Source organism: Bacillus sp. PSXD-155, from assembly GCF_049310765.1.
GTDB classification, from domain to species: Bacteria; Bacillota; Bacilli; order Bacillales; family Bacillaceae_G; genus Bacillus_A; species Bacillus_A cereus.
Map to the genome: position 1 here is coordinate 98,701 of NZ_JBMOWC010000007.1, position 23,585 is coordinate 122,285.

The following is a 23,585-nucleotide window of genomic DNA, read 5'->3' on the forward strand; positions in this document are numbered from 1 at the left end:
TCTTCCATATAGAATGAAAGCAGGTTAAGAATGAGGGGAGAGAGGTGAAACGGTGGATATTACAATTAGTGGATTAGAAAAGGCATTTGGAAAAATACAGGCGTTAAAGACGTTGCAGATTGTAATGAAACAAGGGGAATTCACTACACTTTTAGGACCTTCGGGGTGTGGAAAAACGACTTTACTTAGAATGATAGCAGGGCTTGAAGAACCAGATAAGGGAGAAATATATTTTGGAGACCAGTGCATGTATTCTGCTGCAAAAAAGATAAAGACATCTCCTCATGAACGGAATATCGGTATGGTATTTCAAGATTTTGCTTTATGGCCGCACATGACTGTTTTTGAAAATGTTGCATTTGGTTTAAGAGCTACAAAGCAAACGAATCAATTGCGAGAAAAAGTAGAAGATGCGATAAAGCGAGTTCGCCTGCAAGGTATGGAGAAAAGGTATCCACACGAACTTTCTGGTGGACAGCAACAACGTGTCGCATTCGCTAGAGCAATTGTAACAAAACCTCATTTTATTTTGTTTGATGAACCGCTAAGTGCACTCGATGCAATTTTGCGAGAAGAAGTGAGAATAGAGCTTATGGATATCGTTCATTCCATTGGTTTAACTGCACTGTATGTCACTCATGACCAAACAGAAGCAATGTCAATGTCAGACCAAATTATTGTCATGAAACAAGGAGAAGTATTACAAAAAGGAACACCGGAAGATATTTATGTGAAACCGTCTCATGAATTTGTTGCCAAATTTGTTGGTAAGGCGAATTGGCTTGTAGAGGGTAAAAAAATGGTTCGTCCAGAGCATGTGAGCTGGACGAAAAATGAAGTGTGCGAAATGTATACAGGTGAAATTAAGCACGTTACATATGCAGGAGAACGGTATGAAATAAAAGTAAACATGGGGGCACTCGGAATATGGACAGCTTATCACAATAGTAAATTAAGCATCGGTAAACCAGTATCGTTATATGTGCCAAAAAAATGTATTCATCATATAGGGGGAGAATCATATGAAGAAATTCAGTTCGCTTAAGTCTTTATTTGTATGTACTTTATTATTTTCGGCTGTAGTAACAGGGTGTAGTTCAAAGACAGGCAATGCAGATGCAAAAAGTAAAAATACGACTGAAAAGAAAATTGTTGTATATAGTGCAGGGCCAAAAGGGTTAGCAGAAAAAATTCAAAAAGACTTTGAAAAGAAAACTGGTATAAAGGTGGAAATGTTTCAAGGGACAACTGGTAAAATTTTAGCGAGAATGGAAGCTGAAAAGAAAAATCCAGTCGTTGATGTAGTCGTACTTGCATCATTACCAGCGATGGAAGGATTAAAGAAAGAGGGTCAAACGTTAGCTTATAAAGAAGCGAAACAAGCTGATAAGCTGCGTTCTGAATGGTCAGATGATAAAGGACATTATTTCGGGTATAGTGCTTCAGCATTAGGGATTGTGTACAATACAAAAAATGTGAAGACAGCGCCTGAAGATTGGAGCGATATAACGAAAGGGGAATGGAAAGGAAAAGTGAATCTTCCAGATCCAGCACTTTCAGGTTCAGCTTTAGACTTTGTAACTGGATATGTGAAAAAGAATGGAAAAGATGGATGGAATTTATTTGAACAACTTAAGAAAAATGAAGTTACAGTAGCAGGAGCAAATCAGGAAGCGTTAGACCCAGTTGTAACAGGTGCGAAAGATATGGTAATTGCGGGTGTTGATTATATGACGTACAGCGCAAAAGCAAAGGGTGAACCTGTTGATATCGTATATCCAAAAAGCGGAACAGTTATTAGTCCACGCGCAGCGGGAATTATGAAGGATAGTAAAAATGTAGAAGGCGCAAAAGAGTTTATTGATTATTTATTATCCGATGATGTACAAAAACAAGTTTCTAAAGCGTATTTATTGCCTGGTAGAACAGATATAAAAGCTGAAAATAGACCAAATGTAGAAGAGATTCCAGTATTAAATATTGATTGGAAAACAGTTGAGAAAGAGCAAGATGAAATAGGAAAACAATTTAAGAAAGTATTTCAATAAGATGGTGATTCCATGGTAAATCGATTCGTATCAGTAAGACAAGTTGGAATGACGGTAGCGTTATTGCTTGTGGCGATGTTAATCGTCATTCCCCTTTTTCTTATTTTATTTTCTAGTATATATGAAAATAGCAGTTGGAACTTTTTAAAGCCTTTTGAAGTGATGCAGAGTGGTGGATTAGCTGGGATTTTTCTGAATTCGCTGCTTCTAGGTGTACTCGTTGTAATAGGAGCTACAATATTTGCATTTCCATTGGCGTTTATTATGAGCAAAACAGATGTAGGAAAGTATAGTAAGTTAGATATTGTTTTTATGATTCCATTTATGACACCGCCGTATATTGGATCAATGGGCTGGATTTTGTTCATGCAACCTAACGGCTATTTTGAACAATTTTTTCCGATGCTAAAGACAGTTTCATCATTGTTTTTTAGTTTAGGAGGTATGGTCTTAATTATGAGTCTGCATTTATTCCCATTCCTGTATTTCATGCTGAAAAACACGTTACTTCAGATTGGGAGTAGTAAAGAAGAAGCTGCAGCAGTTCATGGCGGAAGTTTTTTCTATCGTTTAAGAAAAATAATATTGCCGTTATTAGTATCAAGTTATGTAATGGGTGCTTTACTCATTTTCGTAAAGACGATTGCTGAATTTGGAACACCGGCTACATTCGGACGTAGAATAGGATTCCACGTGTTAACATCAGAAATCCATAAATTTATTTCGAGTTGGCCAATTGATTTTAGTAGTGCAACAGCATTATCTTCTTTATTACTTAGTGCTTGTATGCTTATTTGGTATATGCAAAATGTATTGAATCGAAAGTATTCATATGCAATGGTTAGTGGAAAAGGTGTGAAATCTAAAAGATATACTTTGTCTATATTTACGCGCGTTGTAGCATGGATGTATGTAATTGGTTTATTAATAGTATCAATTGGAATTCCATACTTTTCTATACTTATTGCTTCTTTGTCAAAATTAAGAGGCGGCGGTTTACATGTAAATAACTTTACAACAAGCCATTATGAGGCATTGTTTACAATAGGATCTCCGGGATTAGAGGCTTTATGGAATAGTTTTCTTTTTTCACTCGTAACAGCGATTATCGCGGTAATGATTGGAGTCTTTTTGGCACTTATGATTCGAAAGGGGAAAAAAACCTCTGAAAAATGGCTTGATATGTGCGGTATGTTACCGAATATGGTACCAGGAATCGTTATGGTTGTAGGTCTTATTCTATTTTGGAATTCACCATATATGCCTATGTCAATTTACAATACACCAATCATGGTTATCGTAACGTATGTTGTTCTGTTTTTACCTTACACGGTGCAATATGTAAAATCATCACTCGGACAAATTGATGATTCTCTCATGCAGGCAGGAAGTGTTTTTTCTGGAAATTATATTTATATTTTTAGAAAAATAATAATGCCTCTTATTATCCCAGGCATTCTTGCTGGATGGGCGATGACATTTACAATTTCGATAAGAGAGTTAGTAGCATCGCTTCTCGTATTACCTCCATCAGTAGAAACGTCAGCAACGTTTATTTTTGCTCAATTTGAACAGGGTGAAGTATCTATAGGCATGGCGATGGCCGTTGTTTCTGTTGGACTTACAACAATGTGCTTATTACTGCTGCAACATATGGAGCAAAAACGAAAAGGGGTAGCATGATGAGGGTAGAAGTATGGGGAGGAGCTGGAGAGTACGGTCGCTCCTGCTATTTTGTAAAAAATAAAGAGACGAAAATAGTATTTGATTGTGGTATTAATCGATCTTATGAGGATAGTTATCCAAAAATAGAGAGAGAAGCTGTTCCATTTCTAGATGCGGTATTTTTATCACATATTCATGAAGATCATACGATGGGTTTACCTTTATTAGCGAAGTATGGCTATAAGAAAAAAATTTGGACGACTCGTTATACGAAGGAGCAACTGCCGTTATATTATGAAAAATGGAGAAACTATAATGTGATGCAAGGGTGGGATTTACCTTATAGCGACCAACACATAAAAGATTTAAATTATGTATGTATTGATGAGATTAGCAATCCAAATGAATGGGTACAAATTACTCCTACATTGCGGTTTCAATGGGGATATAGTGGGCATGTATTGGGAGCTGTTTGGTTTTTAGTTGATATGTATAATACATACGTATTTTATTCAGGCGACTATTCAGCAGAGTCTAATATACTACGAGCTAATTTACCTGAGAAATTGGGCCACAATATAAAAGTCGCAATTGTGGATGCCGCTTATCACACAGATGATGTTTCGCAAAATGAACGTGTAAACGAACTATGTGCAGAAATTGAACGAGTTATGCAAAATAAAGGAATAGCATTATTACCGCTGCCACAACTTGGTAGGGCGCAAGATATAGTATTGTATTTATATGAACGATATAAAGAATTTCCGCTTATAGTAGATAAAGAAATTTTGGCTGGATTTGAAGAGATGTTCGTATATAAAGATTGGATAAAAAATAATGAAGAATTTAAATGGATTATGGAGAGTTTAAAAAGAAACATAATAGTGATGGATAATGACATTAGTATGCAAAATAGTTACGGAATAGTTGTAATGAGTGATGCGAATATGCAAACGAAACGAGCACAGTTATGCTATGAACAGCTTCGGAATGAAAAACGTAATTCCGTTATTTTTACTGGGCATATTGCGAAAGGGAGTTTTGCAGAAAGAGTTATGAAAGAACCTGTAAGGAGTACATGTAGGGTGAAGCGAGTTCCGTATAAAGTTCACCAAAGTATAAGAGACGTTAAAGAGATGTTAAATACATTATTACCAGAACATACGGTGCTAGTACACGCTTTGAAAGAGGATACAGATCGATTACAACAAAAGCTAAGTACAGCAGGATATGAAAATGTATATTCACTTGCAATGGAACGTATAGAAGTCATTTAAAATACAAAGGGGATAGGTATATGAAAAAAGTATTTGTATTCGTAAGCATTTTCTTTTGTTGTTTCCTTTATAACGTTAAGGAAGGGTTTACTGCTAGTCCAATGAAACCTAGTTTTGAAGTGAAGTTATTATTAAAGCCAGAACAAGTATTAGGTTATAACAAAGAGATGAAGCAAGAGGTGCTAGAACATTTCCAGGCTGGTACAAAATATGAAAGAATACAAGTGCAATTTTTAGATACTGCGAATAAAAGTTTAAATGATGAAGGTTGGTTTGCTAGAATTCGAAAGAAAGAATTTAGTAAAGATTTTGAACTAACATATAAAAAAAGATATCCTATTCAAAATGGTGTAATTCAAGATGCACTAGAAGTAGCTAAAAAAGAAGGATTCGATAGTAATACGGATAGTTATGAGGCGGAAATAGATTGGGGATTTGAGAAGAAAACATTAAGCATTTCAAATAAGAAAAGCTACAGTGCTAAAGGATATGGGATACTTGATTTACCAAATGAACAAGCTGCTCAAAACATGTTAATAGAAAAATTACCAGGGAAAATGAACAAATGGTTGTATACAAATTGGGGAGAAGAGATGTTAAAGAATTCCCGTATTTACGGTCCTGTATTAATGAAGCGATATACAGGAGAGTTTGAAAACATAAAAGCAAATATTGAAATTTGGCCATTAAGTAATACTGGGAAATTAGAAGATGACTTCGTAATAGAAGTGTCATTTAAAACAAATGAAGAAAGTATTGCGACAAAACAAAGGGAATTATTAATGGCGGGTTTAGAGAAAAAAGGCTGGTTGTTACCGAAAGATAGTTTAAAGACAGAGCTTATTTTTCAGTAAATGAGAAAAAAGGAATCCATATTTCGTGGATTCCTTTTTCTAATATATGAGTATTAAGCTAAATCAGCTGACACGAACATATCACTATTTTGAAGATTTTTAGAGCGTAAACTATAAGCAACTACCTTCTTTTTATATTGTTTTACAACATCAACATGCTCTTCATGACTGTAAATATAAAATGTGAAATCTTTTTTACCACGTTTTGCATGGATAATTAAAGGAGTGCCTTCATTATGGGGTGGTGCATAATAGCGATCTAAAAATAAACCTTCGTTAAAATCATGAATAATTTTTGATTTCTGTTCGCCTTCTACGTTATTTCCGTGAATTGTAATAGTCACATTCTCTTCTTCAAGTTGTGGATGTGTTTCGTACTTGCTAATAATGGATTCAATAACAGTGTTAGGAAGGCTAGAAACGATAATTTTAAATGCTCCAAATACAACTAACATTACAATAAACCAAGTCGTCATAGTAATCATCCCCTTTATTCTATTTAATAATATAACTCATATGGTAATAGTACATATGGTGAAGTTTTGTATAATTTGTGAAAAATATGCCATTTTTACGAACGAAATGTTAGAAAAATCAATTTTGTTACAAAAAGTTGAAATTGAAGTATTTTGAAAGAAAAAGGTTTATAATAAAAATATAACTAATAATCACATTACTAATTATAAGGAAGTGTAACTATGAGTACTGTAGCAATCGTATATGGTATTATTCTTTCCACAATTATTGTTTTGTTTTTTGTTGGGGTTTCACGTTATATTCATAAATGGAAAGAAGGCGTTGCGAAATTAAATCACATTGAAGAAGAACTTAGTGATTTAATGTTACATCATGGTAAGTAAAATTTTTCAACTAAACAATGTGAAGAATATCACAAAACATGCTTTCCTAATGAAGGCATGTTTTTTTGTTGTTTAAAAAAAGAAGTGTTTTGTATAAATAATCTAATTATTACTTAAAAAGGGAAATTTATTTAGTATAATATATAATATGTTTATTTTAGGGGGAGTATCATGAGGGGATTAAAAGTTGTTGGAATTATAGCTGGAATTACTATAGTAGGCTGTATAGCTTTCTTTTCAGTGAAGGAATATGTCAATTCCAAAGAAGACTCTAATTATGTGCTAAATTACATAAAAGAACATAAGGATGATAAAACAACTTCTTTAATTGTTAAAAGAAATGGTGAAACATTGACATCAATAAATGAAAAAGAAAAACTACCGCTAGCAAGTATGTCGAAAATCGTTATAGCAATTGAATATGCTAAGCAAGTAGCTGAAGGGAAAATAAGAAAAGACGAGCAAATTTCATTGAAAGAATTAGAAAAATACTATGTGAAAAATACTGATGGTGGTGCACACCCTGCATGGCTAGATGATGTAAAAGTTAAAGAGTTAGTGAAGGGTGGTCAAACTTCTTTAGAAGAAGTAGTGAAAGGAATGATCCATTATAGTTCGAATGCGAATGCATCATATTTATTGGACAAGCTTGGAGCAGCGCGGATAAATGAAAGTTTGAAAGAGTTAGGCTTAAATAGTCACGATGAATTTTATCCAACGTATACAGGGGCATTATATATGAGGGGCTATGTTGAAAAAGAACTGCATATTCCTCAAAATAAAGCATTGGACAAGCTACGTAATATGTCTAATGATGAATATGTTAAGCATGTATGGCAAATACATGAATGGATGAAAGACGAGAAAGAATGGACAAAACGCGAGATATCGTTAAAAGCCGATATGGACTTTCAGCGTATTTGGTCAGATCGGTTTATAGGTGCAAATGCGAAGGATTACATGAGTTTACTGGAAAAGATAAATAGCAGAAATTATTTTACACCACAAATGCAAGGTGAGATTGAGAATATATTTAAAGGAACCGTAGGAGAGGGTATGTTCGAATTTGCTGGACAGAAAGGTGGTTCTACGGCATTTGTATTAACAAATAGTTTCTATGGTACTGATAAAAAAGGGAATAAGATTGAGATTGTCTTTATGATGAACAATTTGAGTGAAAAAGCATTTGAAAAACTTCTAAGTAATATGGATTACTTTATTCGAGATATTGTCATAAGTGAGGAATTCAGAAATAAATTATAATGAAATAATTTTATTATGTAAACAAAAGGCGATTATGAAAAGCGCTCTTTTTTAATACAGGATTTTCCAATCATATTATTGAATATAGATTGAAAATAAGAAAGGAGGTTGAAAAATGACAACAATATATTTCGTTCGCCATGCCCATTCTACATATACAAAAGAAGAACGGGAACGACCTTTATCTGAAAAAGGGCACTGTGATGCAGAGAATGTAACGCATTTATTAAAAGATAAACATGTTGATGTTGTTATTTCTAGTCCGTACAAAAGAGCAATCCAAACTGTACAAGGAATTGCGAATACATATAAATTATCAATACAAACAGAAGAAGATTTGCGTGAAAGATTATTGAGCACAGAGCTGGTATCAAATTTTAATGATGCTATGCAGAATGTGTGGGAAGATTGGAGTTTTGCATACGAAGGCGGAGAATCGAATGATGTCGCACAAAGGCGTGCTGTAATATGTATGCAAAATATATTAAAACAATATGAAGGTAAGAAGATTGTAATAGGTACGCATGGAAATATTATGGTATTACTCATGAATTATTTTAATTCGAAATATGATCTTGAGTTTTGGAAAACACTTCATATGCCTGATGTGTATCAATTAAATTTTGATAAAAATCGTTTCATTTCTGCTGAAAGAATAGAGAAAACAGGTCATCGGTTAAATATTTTGTAAAAGTTTATCAAAAAAAGAGGAAAGAGAGAAGTTATTGTAGAAGTATGACTTTGTAACATAAAAAATATATGTTAAAGGAGGCTGTTTACATGTTTGAGAAAGAGAAAGAAGGGCTTATTGAAGTTCAAAACGTATATGAAATTGCACCAGAAGATGGAACAATTATTGGTATGGCAACGGAAGAAGAAATGGAAATTGCTGCTGAACTAGAGTTACAGTACTATGCCCATTCTCGTTTGTTAGAAGCAAATATTCAGTTAGACGGTTCCTCCTACAAAGAGTTACTTCAGGAGTTCCAGGAGTACGAAAGAAAATCAATGAGCTTTTGGCGAGCGATACATAAACGTTTAGCTGTGCCATGGGCGTGGGTACTACGTATTGATGTTGCGAATGGCCCTATATATGTAAGTAATGGGAGTTCATATTACGAAGAAATCGATGATGAAGAAGATTATGAATAGATAAGTAAGGAAGCAGCTTTAGTTGCTTCCTTTTTTGATTTGTAAGAAATGAATCGCTTCAATAATAACATCTGGTCGATCATTTTCTATACCGTGACTAGCATGTTCGGCAAGAATATATTGGTTATTAGTTGAGAGGTGTAATTGTTCGTGAATTAGTTCTTGCCACATTGCTTCAAGTTGTGTTGCTTCCTCTTTTGGCATGCCGCCATTAGTCAATTGAGTAATAGAATATTGAGGATCTCTACCGATAACGATTAATGGTATTTCTAATGTTTTACATAGCTCTTTTAGTGAGAGAGCACAGTTTTTCCACTCCGATAGTTCAGAAGCTGTCGCTTTATATAATGAAGACGAGGTAGAGAATTCAATTTGCTGTTTTGATTGATCGGTGAGCATAGGTTTTAGTTCATTATAAAGTGTGTCTACATCCATTTTGGAATATATATTATATTTTTGAAACCAAACATCATCAGAATCAGTTTGATCAGAAATTGGTAAATGAAGTTCATCTAAACGGTGTAAGTTCATCGAAGTAGAATCAACTAAAATAAGTGCTTGCAGCTTATCTTCATGTAACATCGCAAAATGTTGTGCACATAATCCTCCATAGGAATGACCGATTAGAATGAATGGATCTTGAATAGCTAGTTTGTTTAGTAACATATGTAGCTCTTTTGTAACTTGCCTTATTGTACGCGGCTGATTGCCTAAATCACTTTTTCCGTAACCTGGGCGATGGTATGAAACGACTGTAAAGTGCTCTGAAAGCTTTTCTATAATAGGAAACCAATCATAAAATGAGCAACTCATTCCAGTTTGAATGACTACAGTTTGTTTACCAATTCCTTTTATATGTACTTCTATATTTTGCCCCATTATTTCTACAAATTTATGAATGTTAATTCCTCCTAAGCTTGAAATAATTTTTGACAAGCAAAAACGATACACCAAACACCTATACCGAGTAGGACAGATGTACTAAGTGTAAATGAATTTTTCAAACCAATATAGACGATAAATAATAGTAGTGCTGATGCGGGGAATCCATATAATACCCCTAAAGCAAATTGACTCAATTCTTGTTTATTTCCGCCTTCGAATGAAATCCAAAATAGACTAAGTAAACTCACGAGAGGAAGGGCAGCAATAAAGCCACCTATCGTACTGTAGTGTTTAGCGACTTCAGTGATAACGCCGATAATAAGTGCCGAAACGATTACTTTAACGAGGAAATGCATATTTTGCCTCCTTCGCTAATAACGAAAATGCTTTTTCAATTAATTGTTGTTCTTCTTTTGATAACTGTGATTCTAATATTTTTATCTTTTCTTTATCTAGTAAAGTATGTTTTTCTAATCCTTCAATTCCTTCAATTGTTAATGTAAGGTTTACAACTCTTTCATCTTTTTTATTTCGCTCTTTAATGATGAAGCCCTTTTGAATAAGGCGCTTTATGTGTTCAGACGCTGTGTTATGAGAAAGACTAAGCTCAGTAGCGACTTTTCCAATTGTTATATCTTTCTCACGAGAAACGATTTGTAAAATACGAATTGCTTGGTGGGAAAGGTTGTCCTCGTATTCGTATCGTAAGTGATAATAAATGCTCTCCCAATGTTGATTAATGTTGTTCATAATAATAAATCCCCTTTTTTATATCGTATAGTAAGATATATTCGTTGTTTTAGAAATAAAATCCTTTTATTTGGATAAAAAATGTTGAAAAAGTTTATTTTTATTGAAATATAAGGTAATCTATGTGTAAAGGTATACATTTAGCAAGAGAGAGGATGATAGCTGTGAATACATTCAAATGGATTAGTCATGAACAGATGTATGTAGATGAAATACATGTTGAAAAATGTGGTCCTCTTTCAGTCGGCGTATATGGGGGGAATCAAGAGAGTGATGCATATGAACGAGGAGATGCGGTGCTAGCTTGGTGGGATCCTGAATTACAATTTGAATTTGTTATGATTTTTGATACACATCACAAAACAAAAAATATAGATTATATAATAGAAGCGATTTCGGAAAGAAAAGAAAAACTAAAAGAGTTATTCTCATATCCAATACATTTAGCTTTTCATCATACACATATGTACTTATTAGCGTTATTTACAGATGAGTTATTTATTAAAAAGTGTGATCAAGATGATGAGGAACTCGCTTGCTTAATTTGTTTACGAAAAGGCGAATTTTTATATTGGTTATCAGTTGGTGATTGTTTCGCGTATTTATTCTATTCTGAGAAAACGAAAAATGGAAAAGGACGATTAAATAAACGGAAAAATTACGAATATATTGGCAGGAAAAATATATTTGCAGCAAATACACCTTGCTTTACGTCAGGTGTAAGAGGATTAGAAAAAGGAATGAATCACATTGTAATGGCAACGGACGGTATTTTAGAGTGTGACAAACGAAGGTTTGATGATGATCAATCTTTAGTAGAAATATTACACGACGGAAATAGCTTGCAGATTGAGCCAGTATTAACAAATGTACTGCAGTGGAAAGGTAGAGACTGTGCCACGATTATTGGATGGTCTATTGATACTGATAATAAACAATGTGCTAATTAATATAAAAGGAGTTCAAGGTTTTTATCCTTGAACTCCTTTTTGTTAAGCAATATGGATGTGATATGTTTTTAACCATTCATTTACTTGTAGCATATACTCCATGGCACTTCTTGCCTCAAAATTGTTAATCTCTTTATTACTTTGATCAGCAATTGAAAGTAAGATGGAATGGTTAATAAGTGAGAAAATAGGATTGTTTTTATTGTTACACATATCAAGTGTTAAATTACGGATTGTTTGTAAGTAGTGTGGATCTTGTGAAGTTGGATAAGCGCTTTTTCTTCTATTGCGTACATCGTCAGGTAAAGCTGGTTGGAGTGCTCTACGTAAAATGCCTTTTTCAATATTATCAATACTTTTTATGTTGAAAGGAACATTCCATAAATATTCAACTAATCTATAATCGCAAAACGGTACACGAACTTCAAATCCAACAGCCATACTCATGCGATCTTTACGGTCAAGTAAGAAAGGAAGGAATCTTGTTAAAAATAAATAAAACATTTGACGTTGTTTCGCGGATTTTTTACTTTCGCCTTCAAGAGTAGGTACTTCAAGTATCGCTTCTTGGAATCGTGTATCAATATAGTCTTCTAGATTACATTGGTTACTTACTTCATTTAGTAGAAGAGGAGATGTATTTTTCCAATTTGTTAGCCAAGGAAACTTATCTACATATAGTAGTTCTTCTTGATGAAACCAAGGATATCCACCGAATACTTCATCAGCCGATTCGCCGGATAAAGCTACGGTCGCATCTTTTTTCATTTCGCAAAATAGTAAATATAGTGAAGTTTCCATTTCACCAGCACTCGGTAAATCTTTTGCATGAAGGGGAACGAATAAGTGATTTGCCAATTCTTCAGCATTCACAATAATATCATGATGCGCTGTCCCGACATGTTCAGAAACGCGTTTTACCCAAGGTGCGTCTAAACCAGTGCGAGCAAATGTCAGTTCGAAATCTTTTGCGCTATTTACAAAGTCAACAGAATACGTATGAAGTGTTTTATTTTCAGCAGCAAATTCTTTACCCGCAAGTGCAGTAATACCGCTAGAGTCTAATCCGCCTGATAACATACAAACGAGAGGAACATCGGCAATTAATTGTCTTTTTACTGTATCTTGTAAAATAGATAAAATATGCGAAGATGTATCTTCTATAGAGTCTGTATGGAACTTACTTTCTAAATTCCAATACTTCGTAACTACTTTTTTATGACGTGTAAATGTTATAGAATGTCCAGCACGTACTTCTTGAATATGTTTAAAGACGCCACATCCTGGAGTGCGAAATAAGCCTAATCCAAATATTTCATTTATTCCATCCGCATCAATTTCAGCAGGGACAGATGGATGTGCTAATAATGCTTTAATTTCAGAGCCGAAAATAATACTGCCATTTCTTTCTGTAAAAAAGAGTGGTTTTACACCTAAATGATCTCGTGCTAAAAACAATTGTTGCTTCTGATCATCCCATAGGGCAAAAGCGAAAATTCCGTTTAAATGTCGTACGCAGTCTTCTTTCCATTCTAAATAAGCATGTAGCAATACTTCTGTATCTGAATGGGTTTCAAATGCATGCCCACATTTTTGAAGCTGCTCTCTAAGTTCACGGAAATTATAAATTTCTCCATTATAAGTAAGAGCATACGTATAATCACCAGCACGAAATGTTTTTGGCTGCGTTCCTCCTTTAGGATCTATTACGATTAATCGGCGGTGTGCAAAAGCTGCGCGAGGTGAAAACCAAAATCCTTCAGCATCTGGACCACGATGCTGGATACTATTTGCCATCTTTTTTAAAATAACATGTTGATTTGAAAGGTCTTCCTTCCAATCTACCCAACCTGTAATTCCACACATACATATCTCATCTCCTAAATTAAAATAGTAGATTAACGAAATAAAATGTACACCAAGTTAAAAAATGACTATATAAATAGTGTACTACATGAATTAAATTCCAGACTTGAGAAAATTTTCTTTGAGCGCATAGTTATGTGAGACAATGGCTAAGGGAAAGTATTCCATTACATACAAAAAATAAAAAAGATGAGAGAAAAAATTTTCTCAGACGTTATATAGGGTGTAAAAGCTTTTACAAAACAATAAGGGGAATCGCTACATGAAATCAAATGAGAAAAATTTTATAAAAAGATTACAGCGGCAAAAAGAAGACGCGTTAGAATTTGTTGTCGATACATACTTACCACTCATAAAGGGGATCACGCATAAAGTTCTACTTCCAATTCAAAATGATGGACTCATAGAGGAATGTATAAACGATATATTTCTTTCTATTTGGAATAACGCAAATAAATTCCATGGAAAGCCGAGTGATTTTAAAAAGTGGATTGCAGCGATTGCGAAGTTTAAAGCAATTGATTATTACCGGAAATCGACTAAAAAAGTAGAAATCATTTCAGATGAGTTTCATATCAGTACAGAAAAATCAGCAGAAGACGAATTAATCGTTATGGAAGATAGGGAAGAATTATTGAAGCTCATTAATCAATTAGAAGCGCTAGATCGAAAGGTGTTCATTATGAAATATTTACTTGGTATGAAGACAGAGGAAATAGGTGACAAGTTAGGATTAACTCGGGCAGCAATTGATAATCGAGTGTACCGGGGGAAAAAGAAACTACAACAAAATGCTACGAATATTAGTTTTGGAGGTAGTGCAATATGAAGGACATTTATGAACTATTAAATGATATTGATATAGACGAAAAAGAACTAGAAGAAATTGAGGCTTCTGAAATTGAAAAGGAAAAAGTAAAACGAAATGTAAAACAATCGATACGTACGAAGAAAAAGATGAAAAGTTGGAAGAAGGGTGTCGTTGCTGCATCTATTTTAGTAGGATTATCGGTTGCAACTCTTGGTATCGGTTTTCCTACATATGCGGGGGGATTGCCAATTGTCGGTGACATATTCCGATTTTTAGATAATGGTAGAACAGGGTTATATGAAAATTATAAAGAGTTTTCGACTGAGTTGAATATGACGAGAGAGAGTAATGGAGTTAAGGTTACAATTAATGATGCTGTGTTCGATGGTAGAACAATCACAATTACTTATTCTATTGAGAGTGATAAAGATTTAGGTGAGAAACCGTTCCTATTTGGAAGTCCGCAAGTTAAGGGCTTTAATGGTGGGGGAGGTGGTTCGAGCGTTACAAAAGTTGGAGAGGGAAAATATGTAGGTATGATTACGATGAGTGGTCATAGTAATGAAAGGCTAGATGTTGCAAATGTTTGGTGGGATATAGAGGCAATTGAGTTGGATTATGAAGGTAATGTAATAAAGGGGAACTGGAATTTCGCACTTAGTTTAAAAGCAATGGATAGTAAGGAAGTAAAGGTTAATGGGGTTTCTGAAAATGAATTAATAAAAGTAAATATAAACAAAATGGAAGCAACCCCGATGTCCTTTATCGTTTTTTTCAATCAGGAAGAATCTAAGGCGTTAAGAAGTATATGGGATAGTGCGGATGTTGAGTTAGAAATAAAAGATGATTTAGGAAATCATTATACTGGTGAAGGAAATGGCGGAAGTAGTACAGTAGCAGAGCCACATAAAAGTAGTTGGAGTGCCACCTTCCAAAAACTAAACGAAAATGCAACAAAGCTTATCGTTACACCTCGCGTGCACTTGCGAGTACATACACCTGAAAATCATGGTGGAGTAGAGTATGTGAATGGGAAAGAGAAGAAAATAGAAGTGCCGAAAAAAGAAGCGAAGAGTAAAGATATTGTGTTAGATGATATTGTCATCGATTTAAAGAAATAAAAGAGAGACTGCCTAAAACCATTTAGGCAGTCTTTTTTTCGTTAAGAACTAGTAACGAGCAATGCATGCGGATGCTGCGTTTTATATTCATCTTTCCACGGAATATTTAGTTGTTCCCACGATTCGCCGCTATCATTGGATTGAAAGACGCCATTGTTATTTAACGTGTAAAACGTATGTGGTTCAGCCTTGTTTGTCGCAAACATCGAAATGACTGTACCGATTGCAGATGGTAGTCCTTGTTGTACTTGCTGGAACGGAGTATCTTTCGTTTTTCGATAAATATAAGATTCATAAGGGATACGGTGATGAGCCAGATCAGCACTCGGTGCAGCTGAAACGAGAATCGTATTGCAATCAGCTGGATCAATTGCCATGCTGTATAAATAATGATGTTCAAGTCCTTCACTACATGAGATCCAGCTGTTTCCATTGTTATAACTTTCAAGATAAGCACGATCAGGTCCGCCCATAAATCCGTCACCACATGATGCATAAAGACGATTTGGTGCTTCAGGGTGCATAAGTAATTGATGAGCATCGATAGGAGCACCGAATTTTTTATCAATCCATGTATGCCCTTTATCATTACTTTGAATAACAGCACCAGCTTCGATTGAAACGTGTATTGTATTAGGGTTGTTTGGATCAACTGTAATCCAGCGTACGTGATGGGTAAAAGGTCTAGGCGGGAAAGCCCACGTATAAGAAGATAATAATGATTTCATATTTTTAAGTTCAGTCCACGTTTCACCACCATTTTCAGAGCGAAATAAAGCGCTCGGTTCTGTGCCGACATAAATGACCCCATATCCGTTCACTTGTTCATTTGAGCTTATTGTTATGGAAGTGATAGAGGAGTGTAAAATACCATCTTCTTTAGGGAAATCAAAGTAACGATAAGAATCTCCAATTGGTCTCCATGAATCCCCGCTATAGTCACTTAACCATAGACCTCGTCCAAATGTTCCGCAATATACACGGTTTGGGTGGAACGGATCAACAGCGATACAGGTAGGTTGCATATTTTGTAAGTGGTAAGTCGTTTCATAGTTATCATATTGTTCTTTCACTACAACAAGTTCACGTTCCATACAGAGAAATAAACGTTTCATTTAAGTAACCTCCTTAAAATTCTTTCATTAGTAAACAATATGAAAATAAAAAAGAAGTAGTCTTGTTTTATTTGAGAAAAAGGGATTGTCTAAAAAATAGCGAAGTGTGTATACAGAGGAAGCGGGCGTTTACAATCAGTCGATTCGGGATAAAGATGGGGAGTTTGTTTCATACTAACATACAGATATTGTACTTAAAGGAGTATAAGTATGGGACATTCGCATGATCATGGTCATTCAAAAAATAAAAAGGCGTTACTAATTGCCTTCCTACTAACAACAAGTTTTATGATTGCAGAAGTTATTGGTGGATTTGTAACAAATAGCTTAGCACTACTATCTGACGCGGGGCATATGCTAAGTGATGCAGTATCTTTAGCTTTAAGTTTACTTGCGTTTAAGCTCGGAGAAAAAACAGCAACTACTGTGAAAACATATGGATATAAGCGAGTCGAAATGTTAGCAGCATTATGTAACGGTGTCGTTCTTATTGTCATTTCGGTATACATTTTTATTGAAGCAATCCGTCGTTTTAAAGAACCAGTTGAGATTGCTAGTAATGGGATGCTCATTATTGCAGTCCTTGGTCTGCTTATTAATATTTTATCAGCTTGGATATTAATGAGAGGCGGAGATGTGAAAGGTAATTTGAATTTAAGAAGTGCTTTCTTACACGTACTAGGCGATCTATTGGGTTCCGTCGGAGCGATTATTGCTGCGTTACTTATTAAATTTTTCGGATGGACTGCTGCAGATGCGATTGCTAGTATTCTTGTGTCTATTTTAGTCATTATTAGTGGATGGCGTGTAACACGTGATACGGTTCATATATTAATGGAAGGTGCACCACAGCACATAAATGTTGAAGAGGTAAAAAGTACGTTATTAAATATTCCGATTGTCAAAGAAGTTCATGATTTGCACATATGGTCTGTCACATCAGATTTTCAAGTATTAACATGTCATCTTATTATTAAAGGGAATGAAACGCAAAGTGTATTAAAAGAGGCTACGTATGTATTAAAGGAGAAATTTCATGTAAAACATGTCACCATTCAAGTAGAAATAGATGGTGAATTTCATCATGATGAGACAACTTGCAAAGTATGAAAGAAAAAGGATAAGAAAAAGTGTCATAACATTTTTTGCACGGCATACATATATATAATGTGGCCACAAATACTTTGCAAGGTAAATATTTCATGAAATTACTTTACTTATAAAGAGTCATCTTTTATAATCAAAAGTGGTAATTGATAAAGATTATCATTTTCAATGATCGTAGAAAGGAGTTTTTTAAAAGATGAGTAGTCAACTCCGTTTTGCTGTTGAAAATCGTAAGAGGCATTTAATTGATGAGTTAATTGGAGCAGGTGTGTTTAAGATTCGCGACCGACAATTATACGAGCTGTCTTTAGAGGAATTGGAAAAAGAGTACGAAGATATGGAAGATTATGCAAATATTCAGGCGTAGCTATATAGATTAGTAAAAGGAGAGCTGGTTACGATTTTGTGTAACCAGCTCTCTTTTTATTTCGTAGAAATTATTTTTTGTATTTCTTTCATGGGACGGAGCCAGTTTTGAGTCATTATTTGTTCCATTTGTTTTTCGTCCTGCTTCTGCAATGCTTGAATGATAGAGTGATGTTCTTCAATAGATTGACTTGCTGGAACAAAGTTTTGGAAAAACAAATATTCAAGACGTAAAACGTGAAGTTGCATATTTTCTAGAAAGGGTTCAATATATTGATTTTTAGCAATAGAAGAAATTGTATTGTGGAATTGTATATCTAATTCTAAAGCTTGTTTTGCGTTTTTTTTCTCTATAGAGTGCTGAAAATGATCATTTATTTCAGAAAGTAGTTGAATATCAACGTCTGTAATGTTTTGAAGAGCTTGCTTTCCTATAATAGAGTGAAGACCAGCCATCGTTTCATAAATGATAGATACGTCGTCTAACTTAATAGGAGCAATTTTCGTTTTTTGCCCTGGTACCATTTCCACTAATCCAGAAAGCTCTAATATTTGAAGTGCTTCCCTTACAGGTGTTCTGCTTACTCCTAGTGCCTCAGCCAATTCCCCATCATTAATTTTTTCATTGGGCTTCAGTACACCTTCAATAATCCAATTTTGTAGTTGATTTAAAACGAGTGATTTTGCTGAAATTCTTCCTGGTTTTTTATAATTTTGAGGGACAGGCATAGTGAATTCAATCCTTTCATTGTATATTTTCCTTTTTTGCATGAACAAGCTTTAATTTTTCTTTCCCTTCATCCGGCTTTTGGCTTAAGATGAGCACCATTACAATGACACAAAAAGCGCCTAATAACTGAAAAGATTGAAATGGCACGTGCAATATAAGTATAGAAGAAATAATAGCTGCGAGTGGTTCTGTGCAACCAAATAATGTTGTTTCTTTCGGAGTCAGGTATCTTATGCTGTCTAAGTATAAATAAAAGGCAATAAGTGTCCCGAAAATGACGACAAATGTGATGAGCGGTAGGGTACTTAGTTTTACATATTTCATAGTTGATAATAAAATGAATTCGTTTGTAGAAATAAAGTGTACAATCGTTACACCAATACCCCCAATAATCATGCCCCATCCAACGATAACGGAGGAAGACCATTTTTCTAACAATTCCTTTGAATATAAACTATAAAAAGCGAGAGATAATCCAGATAAAACACCCCAAATAATAGCTGGTGTAGAAACAGCCAAGTTATGAACAGACCCGTTTGTTAGTAAGAGAAAAGTGCCTACTAATGAAAGGGTAATTGAAATGAAATCAATTTTTGATGGACGAACGTTCCATTTGAAAAGTAAGTATACAGTGATGAATATAGGAGCTAAATATTGTAATAATGTTGCCACGGCAGCATTTCCTTCTTTAATTGAAGCGAAATACGTATACTGTACAGCAAGCATACCGAATAGACCAAACAAAATCATTTTAATAGCATCAGATTTTTGTTTCCAAATGCCAAATATCTCTTTTTTTCTCGTTCCGAATGAGGAAATAATGAGCAAAATAATTCCAGATATAAGTAAACGGATCGTAACTAACCATTCGGTTGAAACATTGTCATATTGAAAAAGTTGTTGTGCTACTGTACCAGACAAGCCCCATAAACAAGCACCGATTATGACCATTATAATTCCTTTTAATCGATTCGAATCCATATGATCTAAAATTCTCCTTTCTACAAATACAAATTGAATACAATATGCAATATATCACAGAATGACTTGTTAATAAACTGAAATTTCTCATTAAAAACTTTTTTATGTGCAGTAAAATATTGTAGAGGAGGGGAAGGAGATGTTAGCTGGATTTTTAGTTTGTTTATTTGTTGGGTTACTTATCATTTTTTTAGGGTATCAAATACATGTGAAAAAGAGGTTGTTTTTGCTAGCAGGATATCAAGAAGAAACGTTTGTTGGAGATAAAAATAAATTAGCGAAGCTTTCAGGAGCATTTTCTTATATAGTCGGAGTTGCTACTATAATATTACCGCTCGGCTTAGAAAAAATAGGTGATGTAGTTGGTATCGTATATGCTATATTAATTGTTTTAAGTACAGTTGTATTTATAATTAAAGCAAACCTATTAAATAAGAGTGCTATAAAATAAAAAGGCTTCATTCTACTGAAGCCTTTTATTAATTATTATGAAGTATAAGTAAAAGCCGGAATAGGATCAATAAATGTATTCCACTTTTGTTCCATTTCCTTTTCTGTTAATAGACAATCATCTAATGATTGTTCAATCACAGAACGATTCATATCAATACCGATAAATACGAGCTCAGTTATTCGATCTCCATATCGCTCGTCCCAGTTTTTTAATACTTCTGGTTCTTCTGCAATCATTTGATTTCTTTCAGTTTCAGGTAATGCGGCTATCCATTCACCGGCTCCTTGAATTGTAATAGAGGAACCTGCTTGAGATAGAAGCCCTATCATATTATTACGAGATGCGAGCCAGAAGAATCCTTTCGCTCTTACAACATCTAAAGGCCATTTTTCTAGCCAATTCATAAGGCGCTCGGGATGGAAAGGATATTTGCGACGGTAAACAAAGGAATTGATACCGTATTCTTCCGTTTCCGGTGTATGATGTTCACTATTTAATTCTTGTATCCAGCCGGCCGATTGACTAGCTTCTTCATAATTAAATAGATTTGTGTTTAAAATTTCTTGTAATGATACTTTGCTAAACGAAGCTTCAAGAATTTTTGCATTAGGATTTAATTTTTTTAGTAAATGATGAAGCTCTATCACATCTTCTTTTTCTAGCAAATCTATCTTATTAAGAATAATTACGTTTGCAAACTCAATTTGATCTATTAATAAATCAATAACTTCCCGGGTATCATTTTCATCGATTGCTTGTTTTCGGTCTAATAAACTTTCTCCGTCTGCAAAATCATCCCAAAATCTATTTGCATCTACAACTGTAACCATCGTATCGAGGCGGCAATTTTTCGTTAAATCAATGTTAAGAACTTCGTCTGTATAAGTAAACGTTTGAGCAACTGGAATAGGCTCACTTATGCCAGAAGATTCAATAATAATATAGTCAATATCACCATTTTCAACAAGACGATTCACTTCTATCATTAAATCTTCTCGTAGTGTACAACAAATACAGCCATTTTGAATTTCTACTAGTTTTTCCTCCGTACGTGAAAAACCACCCTTTTTTATAAGAGATGCATCAATGTTTACTTCGCTCATATCATTAACGATAACAGCTACTTTTAAGTTATTCTTATTAGTTAAAATATGATGTAGTAAGGTAGTTTTTCCAGATCCTAAAAAACCACTTAATACAGTGATAGGTACTTTTTTCATGAAATGATCTCTCCTTTAAATCGTAATCATTACGTTTTATAATAAATGATGGGAAAGGAAAAATCAATAATAAATCATAATGATTACGATTTAAGAATAGAAATAAACTATAAAATTTGTGCTGTAGTATGAAGCATTTGGACAAGCACATGCTTACATATAAATAAAATGGAGGCGAGAAGGTTGGTTTTTAATAGAGTTTCAAAAGAATTAGCAGGCATAGCTCTTATCACTATGTTTCTCTTTTTATTATTTTTTGTAGATTTTACAAGTCTAGTAAATTTGCACAAAAATATGCCGCAGGAATGGTTGAATGTGAATACGGTATTTTTAAGTATCATTTTTGAAGCAATACCTTTTATTTTATTAGGGGTAATTGTTTCTTCATTTATTCAAGTGTTTGTGACGGAAGATATGATTCAAAAAGTAATGCCGAAATCTCCAATTGTTGCAATGATTCCAGCAGTATTTGTGGGAGTTCTTTTTCCAATGTGTGAATGTGTCATTATACCAATTGTAAGAAGGCTCATTCAAAAGGGGTTACCACTTCATGTAGGCATTGTTATTTTACTGAGTGCACCCATTATGAATCCAGTCGTTTTTTTATCTACTGTATATGCGTTTCAAAAAAATGATTACGTTGTATATGCACGCTTTGGGATAACAATTCTAGTTGCTCTATTCATAGGTCTAATTGTGTATTATTGCTATCGCGAAAGAAATGTTTTAAAAGACGTAGAGGTTTCAGTTCAAACAAGCGAAAAAAAGAGTTGGAAAGATGTTATGAATCAAACTGTAGATGAGTTTTTTGATACTGGTAAGTATTTATTGATTGGTGCTTTTTTAGCAAGTGTATTTCAAACGTTTTTTGATCGGAATGTACTGGATGCAGTAGCACATAACGAAGTAATTGCTCCCGTTATTATGATGGGGTTTGGTTATGTTTTATCAATTTGCTCTGCAGCCGATGCTTTTATAGCGGCGTCTTTTGGACATGTTTTCTCGATAAAGGCACTTCTCGCATTTCTTGTGTTTGGGCCTATGCTTGATATGAAAAATACGTTAATGCTATTTGCATATTTTCAAAAGAGATTTGTATTCTTTTTGATGGGAATTGTGATTGTATCTGTGTATACCATCGTGCAAATCATAATGTTATAGGAGGTGAGAAAGAATGGAGAAAGAGGAGCAGAAGGCATATCATCGCTATATTCGTGGCATTATTTTAATTGGTTTAGCAATGCTCTTATTTAAGCTACTTGTAACAGGGAATATTTATAATTTTATCGCTCCAAAAATGATCAAATTTACGTATATAGCTTTTGTAGTAATTTTAATTTTTGGTACTGTGCAAGTTTGGGGAGATGGAAGAGAGAAACAGCATGATTGTAATTGTTGTAAACATCATACAACATCAAAATCAGGGATAAAAAGTTTCTTTGTATATGTTTTATTTGTTGTTCCGATAGTTAGTGCTTTTCTCTTTGGAAGTGTAACAATTGATGGAAGTTTAGCAGGAAAAAGGGGTATGAATCAAAGTGTACAGGCGAGAAGTCTAGAAAGGAACGAAAAAGAGGGGGAACAGGTTAAGTTTGATGGGCGAGAAGTATCCGTTGATCCAGAAGAAACATCAAATTTATCAACGACTTATAAAACGGAAGAGCAAGTAGTAAAAAGTATGTTAGGACAGCGTAAACTACAAGTAAAGGATAAGGACTATGTTCAAACAATGAATGTAATTGGTCAAAATGTTAATTGGTTTAAAGGGAAAGAAATTACATTCTTAGGGTTTATATATAAGGATAAAGATGTGACGGGTAATAAAGCAGTAGTGGCTCGATATGGTATAACTTGTTGTATTGCGGATGCATCAGTCTGGGGGATGATTGTTACCGGGAAAAATATTGAAAAAACTCCAGAAGAAACATGGGTGAAAATAACAGGATTATTAGATGAAACGACATATAAAGGAACAGTCTTTCCACTTGTAAAAGTAAACAAAATCGAGAAAATTAATAAGCCAACTGACCCATATGTATATGATGCTTTACCTTAATAGAAAAGAATAAATTCTTCATATTTTCATGAAATAGAATCATAATCAAGGCGA

The 23,585-nt window shown here is 34.2% G+C and carries 27 protein-coding genes; 18 read left to right on the top strand and 9 right to left on the bottom strand.

All coding sequences use genetic code 11. The features are described from left to right. Nucleotides 1-52: 52 nt before the first annotated feature. Genes ACO6VI_RS10290 through ACO6VI_RS10310 form a run of 5 tightly spaced genes read left to right on the top strand, consistent with a single transcriptional unit; the run spans nucleotide 53 to nucleotide 5,844 of the window. The gene (locus ACO6VI_RS10290) at nucleotides 53-1,045 is read left to right on the top strand and encodes an ABC transporter ATP-binding protein (protein WP_088020797.1); all 993 of its coding nucleotides are present in this window, start codon (nucleotides 53-55) and stop codon (nucleotides 1,043-1,045) included. Continuing rightward, complete coding sequence (locus ACO6VI_RS10295; RefSeq protein WP_000714686.1) at nucleotides 1,023-2,048, top strand: ABC transporter substrate-binding protein; 1,026 nt, start codon at nucleotides 1,023-1,025, stop codon at nucleotides 2,046-2,048. Before ACO6VI_RS10290 ends, ACO6VI_RS10295 begins: the two co-directional genes overlap by 23 nt. A 12-nt stretch (nucleotides 2,049-2,060) precedes the next feature. Then, nucleotides 2,061-3,731 carry an ABC transporter permease gene (locus ACO6VI_RS10300; protein WP_161519772.1) on the top strand — a complete coding sequence of 557 codons (1,671 nt, stop codon included), beginning with the start codon at nucleotides 2,061-2,063 and terminating at the stop codon, nucleotides 3,729-3,731. Then, nucleotides 3,728-4,990, top strand: a complete 1,263-nt coding sequence (locus ACO6VI_RS10305) for an MBL fold metallo-hydrolase (RefSeq protein WP_063546986.1) — start codon at nucleotides 3,728-3,730, stop codon at nucleotides 4,988-4,990. The genes ACO6VI_RS10300 and ACO6VI_RS10305 overlap by 4 nt, the downstream gene beginning before the upstream one ends. A 20-nt stretch (nucleotides 4,991-5,010) precedes the next feature. After that, nucleotides 5,011-5,844, top strand: a complete 834-nt coding sequence (locus ACO6VI_RS10310; RefSeq protein WP_063546987.1) for a hypothetical protein — start codon at nucleotides 5,011-5,013, stop codon at nucleotides 5,842-5,844. Between the two features lie 53 nt (nucleotides 5,845-5,897). Here the strand turns inward: ACO6VI_RS10310 and ACO6VI_RS10315 are convergent, their stop codons facing one another. After that, the gene (locus ACO6VI_RS10315) at nucleotides 5,898-6,320 is read right to left on the bottom strand and encodes a YfmQ family protein (protein ID WP_063546988.1); all 423 of its coding nucleotides are present in this window, start codon (nucleotides 6,318-6,320) and stop codon (nucleotides 5,898-5,900) included. 40 nt (nucleotides 6,321-6,360) lie between these two features. Here ACO6VI_RS10315 and ACO6VI_RS10320 point away from each other — a divergent pair, with 40 nt between their 5' ends. From ACO6VI_RS10320 to ACO6VI_RS10340, 5 genes are all read left to right on the top strand, one after another. Next, entirely contained in the window at nucleotides 6,361-6,477 is a 117-nt protein-coding gene (locus ACO6VI_RS10320; protein ID WP_001987133.1) for a hypothetical protein, read from the top strand. Nucleotides 6,478-6,542: 65 nt separating this feature from the next. Beyond that, nucleotides 6,543-6,704 (top strand): hypothetical protein, encoded by a 162-nt coding sequence (locus ACO6VI_RS10325; RefSeq protein ID WP_000108701.1) that lies wholly within the window; start codon nucleotides 6,543-6,545, stop codon nucleotides 6,702-6,704. Between the two features lie 171 nt (nucleotides 6,705-6,875). Continuing rightward, nucleotides 6,876-7,967, top strand: a complete 1,092-nt coding sequence (locus tag ACO6VI_RS10330) for a serine hydrolase (RefSeq protein ID WP_062922227.1) — start codon at nucleotides 6,876-6,878, stop codon at nucleotides 7,965-7,967. Between the two features lie 115 nt (nucleotides 7,968-8,082). Beyond that, nucleotides 8,083-8,658, top strand: a complete 576-nt coding sequence (locus tag ACO6VI_RS10335; RefSeq protein WP_063546990.1) for a histidine phosphatase family protein — start codon at nucleotides 8,083-8,085, stop codon at nucleotides 8,656-8,658. Between the two features lie 89 nt (nucleotides 8,659-8,747). After that, nucleotides 8,748-9,119: a hypothetical protein gene (locus ACO6VI_RS10340; protein ID WP_000461779.1), complete on the top strand. Its 372-nt coding sequence runs from the start codon at nucleotides 8,748-8,750 to the stop codon at nucleotides 9,117-9,119. Nucleotides 9,120-9,137: 18 nt separating this feature from the next. On the opposite strand, the gene ACO6VI_RS10345 is transcribed toward ACO6VI_RS10340, so the two are convergent. Genes ACO6VI_RS10345 through ACO6VI_RS10355 form a run of 3 tightly spaced genes read right to left on the bottom strand, consistent with a single transcriptional unit; the run spans nucleotide 9,138 to nucleotide 10,754 of the window. After that, entirely contained in the window at nucleotides 9,138-10,070 is a 933-nt protein-coding gene (locus ACO6VI_RS10345; RefSeq protein ID WP_063546991.1) for an alpha/beta fold hydrolase, read from the bottom strand. Further along, nucleotides 10,031-10,360 (bottom strand): DUF3147 family protein, encoded by a 330-nt coding sequence (locus tag ACO6VI_RS10350; protein ID WP_000545640.1) that lies wholly within the window; start codon nucleotides 10,358-10,360, stop codon nucleotides 10,031-10,033. The genes ACO6VI_RS10345 and ACO6VI_RS10350 overlap by 40 nt, the downstream gene beginning before the upstream one ends. Further along, nucleotides 10,344-10,754 carry a MarR family winged helix-turn-helix transcriptional regulator gene (locus ACO6VI_RS10355; protein ID WP_063546992.1) on the bottom strand — a complete coding sequence of 137 codons (411 nt, stop codon included), beginning with the start codon at nucleotides 10,752-10,754 and terminating at the stop codon, nucleotides 10,344-10,346. Before ACO6VI_RS10355 ends, ACO6VI_RS10350 begins: the two co-directional genes overlap by 17 nt. 122 nt (nucleotides 10,755-10,876) lie before the next feature. Between ACO6VI_RS10355 and ACO6VI_RS10360 the strand changes: the two genes are divergently transcribed. Then, entirely contained in the window at nucleotides 10,877-11,704 is an 828-nt protein-coding gene (locus tag ACO6VI_RS10360; protein WP_063546993.1) for a protein phosphatase 2C domain-containing protein, read from the top strand. A 42-nt stretch (nucleotides 11,705-11,746) separates the two neighbouring features. Here ACO6VI_RS10360 and asnB read toward each other — a convergent pair whose 3' ends face one another. Further along, complete coding sequence (asnB, locus tag ACO6VI_RS10365; RefSeq protein ID WP_063546994.1) at nucleotides 11,747-13,570, bottom strand: asparagine synthase (glutamine-hydrolyzing); 1,824 nt, start codon at nucleotides 13,568-13,570, stop codon at nucleotides 11,747-11,749. A gap of 262 nt (nucleotides 13,571-13,832) precedes the next feature. On the opposite strand from asnB, the gene ACO6VI_RS10370 reads away from it, so the two are divergent. Further along, the gene (locus ACO6VI_RS10370) at nucleotides 13,833-14,399 is read left to right on the top strand and encodes a sigma-70 family RNA polymerase sigma factor (protein WP_063546995.1); all 567 of its coding nucleotides are present in this window, start codon (nucleotides 13,833-13,835) and stop codon (nucleotides 14,397-14,399) included. Next, nucleotides 14,396-15,502: a DUF4179 domain-containing protein gene (locus ACO6VI_RS10375; protein WP_161519773.1), complete on the top strand. Its 1,107-nt coding sequence runs from the start codon at nucleotides 14,396-14,398 to the stop codon at nucleotides 15,500-15,502. Before ACO6VI_RS10370 ends, ACO6VI_RS10375 begins: the two co-directional genes overlap by 4 nt. 41 nt (nucleotides 15,503-15,543) lie before the next feature. On the opposite strand, the gene ACO6VI_RS10380 is transcribed toward ACO6VI_RS10375, so the two are convergent. Beyond that, nucleotides 15,544-16,617 carry a WD40/YVTN/BNR-like repeat-containing protein gene (locus ACO6VI_RS10380; protein ID WP_161519774.1) on the bottom strand — a complete coding sequence of 358 codons (1,074 nt, stop codon included), beginning with the start codon at nucleotides 16,615-16,617 and terminating at the stop codon, nucleotides 15,544-15,546. Between the two features lie 210 nt (nucleotides 16,618-16,827). On the opposite strand from ACO6VI_RS10380, the gene ACO6VI_RS10385 reads away from it, so the two are divergent. Together ACO6VI_RS10385 and fbpA are read left to right on the top strand one after the other, a co-directional pair. After that, a complete protein-coding gene (locus ACO6VI_RS10385) occupies nucleotides 16,828-17,727 on the top strand; it encodes a cation diffusion facilitator family transporter (RefSeq protein ID WP_063546998.1) in 900 nt (299 codons plus the stop codon). Nucleotides 17,728-17,920: 193 nt separating this feature from the next. Continuing rightward, nucleotides 17,921-18,091 carry a Fur-regulated basic protein FbpA gene (gene fbpA, locus ACO6VI_RS10390; RefSeq protein WP_000098302.1) on the top strand — a complete coding sequence of 57 codons (171 nt, stop codon included), beginning with the start codon at nucleotides 17,921-17,923 and terminating at the stop codon, nucleotides 18,089-18,091. 56 nt (nucleotides 18,092-18,147) lie between these two features. Here the strand turns inward: fbpA and ACO6VI_RS10395 are convergent, their stop codons facing one another. Together ACO6VI_RS10395 and ACO6VI_RS10400 are read right to left on the bottom strand one after the other, a co-directional pair. After that, a complete protein-coding gene (locus tag ACO6VI_RS10395; protein WP_063549272.1) occupies nucleotides 18,148-18,819 on the bottom strand; it encodes a GntR family transcriptional regulator in 672 nt (223 codons plus the stop codon). 16 nt (nucleotides 18,820-18,835) lie between these two features. Next, nucleotides 18,836-19,801 (bottom strand): DMT family transporter, encoded by a 966-nt coding sequence (locus ACO6VI_RS10400; RefSeq protein WP_063546999.1) that lies wholly within the window; start codon nucleotides 19,799-19,801, stop codon nucleotides 18,836-18,838. Nucleotides 19,802-19,940: 139 nt separating this feature from the next. Here ACO6VI_RS10400 and ACO6VI_RS10405 point away from each other — a divergent pair, with 139 nt between their 5' ends. Next, a complete protein-coding gene (locus tag ACO6VI_RS10405) occupies nucleotides 19,941-20,252 on the top strand; it encodes a DUF3784 domain-containing protein (protein ID WP_063547000.1) in 312 nt (103 codons plus the stop codon). Nucleotides 20,253-20,287: 35 nt separating this feature from the next. Here the strand turns inward: ACO6VI_RS10405 and ACO6VI_RS10410 are convergent, their stop codons facing one another. Further along, entirely contained in the window at nucleotides 20,288-21,475 is a 1,188-nt protein-coding gene (locus tag ACO6VI_RS10410) for a GTP-binding protein (protein ID WP_098834546.1), read from the bottom strand. 168 nt (nucleotides 21,476-21,643) lie between these two features. On the opposite strand from ACO6VI_RS10410, the gene ACO6VI_RS10415 reads away from it, so the two are divergent. Together ACO6VI_RS10415 and ACO6VI_RS10420 are read left to right on the top strand one after the other, a co-directional pair. Beyond that, entirely contained in the window at nucleotides 21,644-22,636 is a 993-nt protein-coding gene (locus tag ACO6VI_RS10415; protein WP_422423287.1) for a permease, read from the top strand. Between the two features lie 13 nt (nucleotides 22,637-22,649). Further along, entirely contained in the window at nucleotides 22,650-23,531 is an 882-nt protein-coding gene (locus ACO6VI_RS10420; RefSeq protein WP_063547003.1) for a TIGR03943 family putative permease subunit, read from the top strand. Nucleotides 23,532-23,585 lie beyond the last annotated feature (54 nt).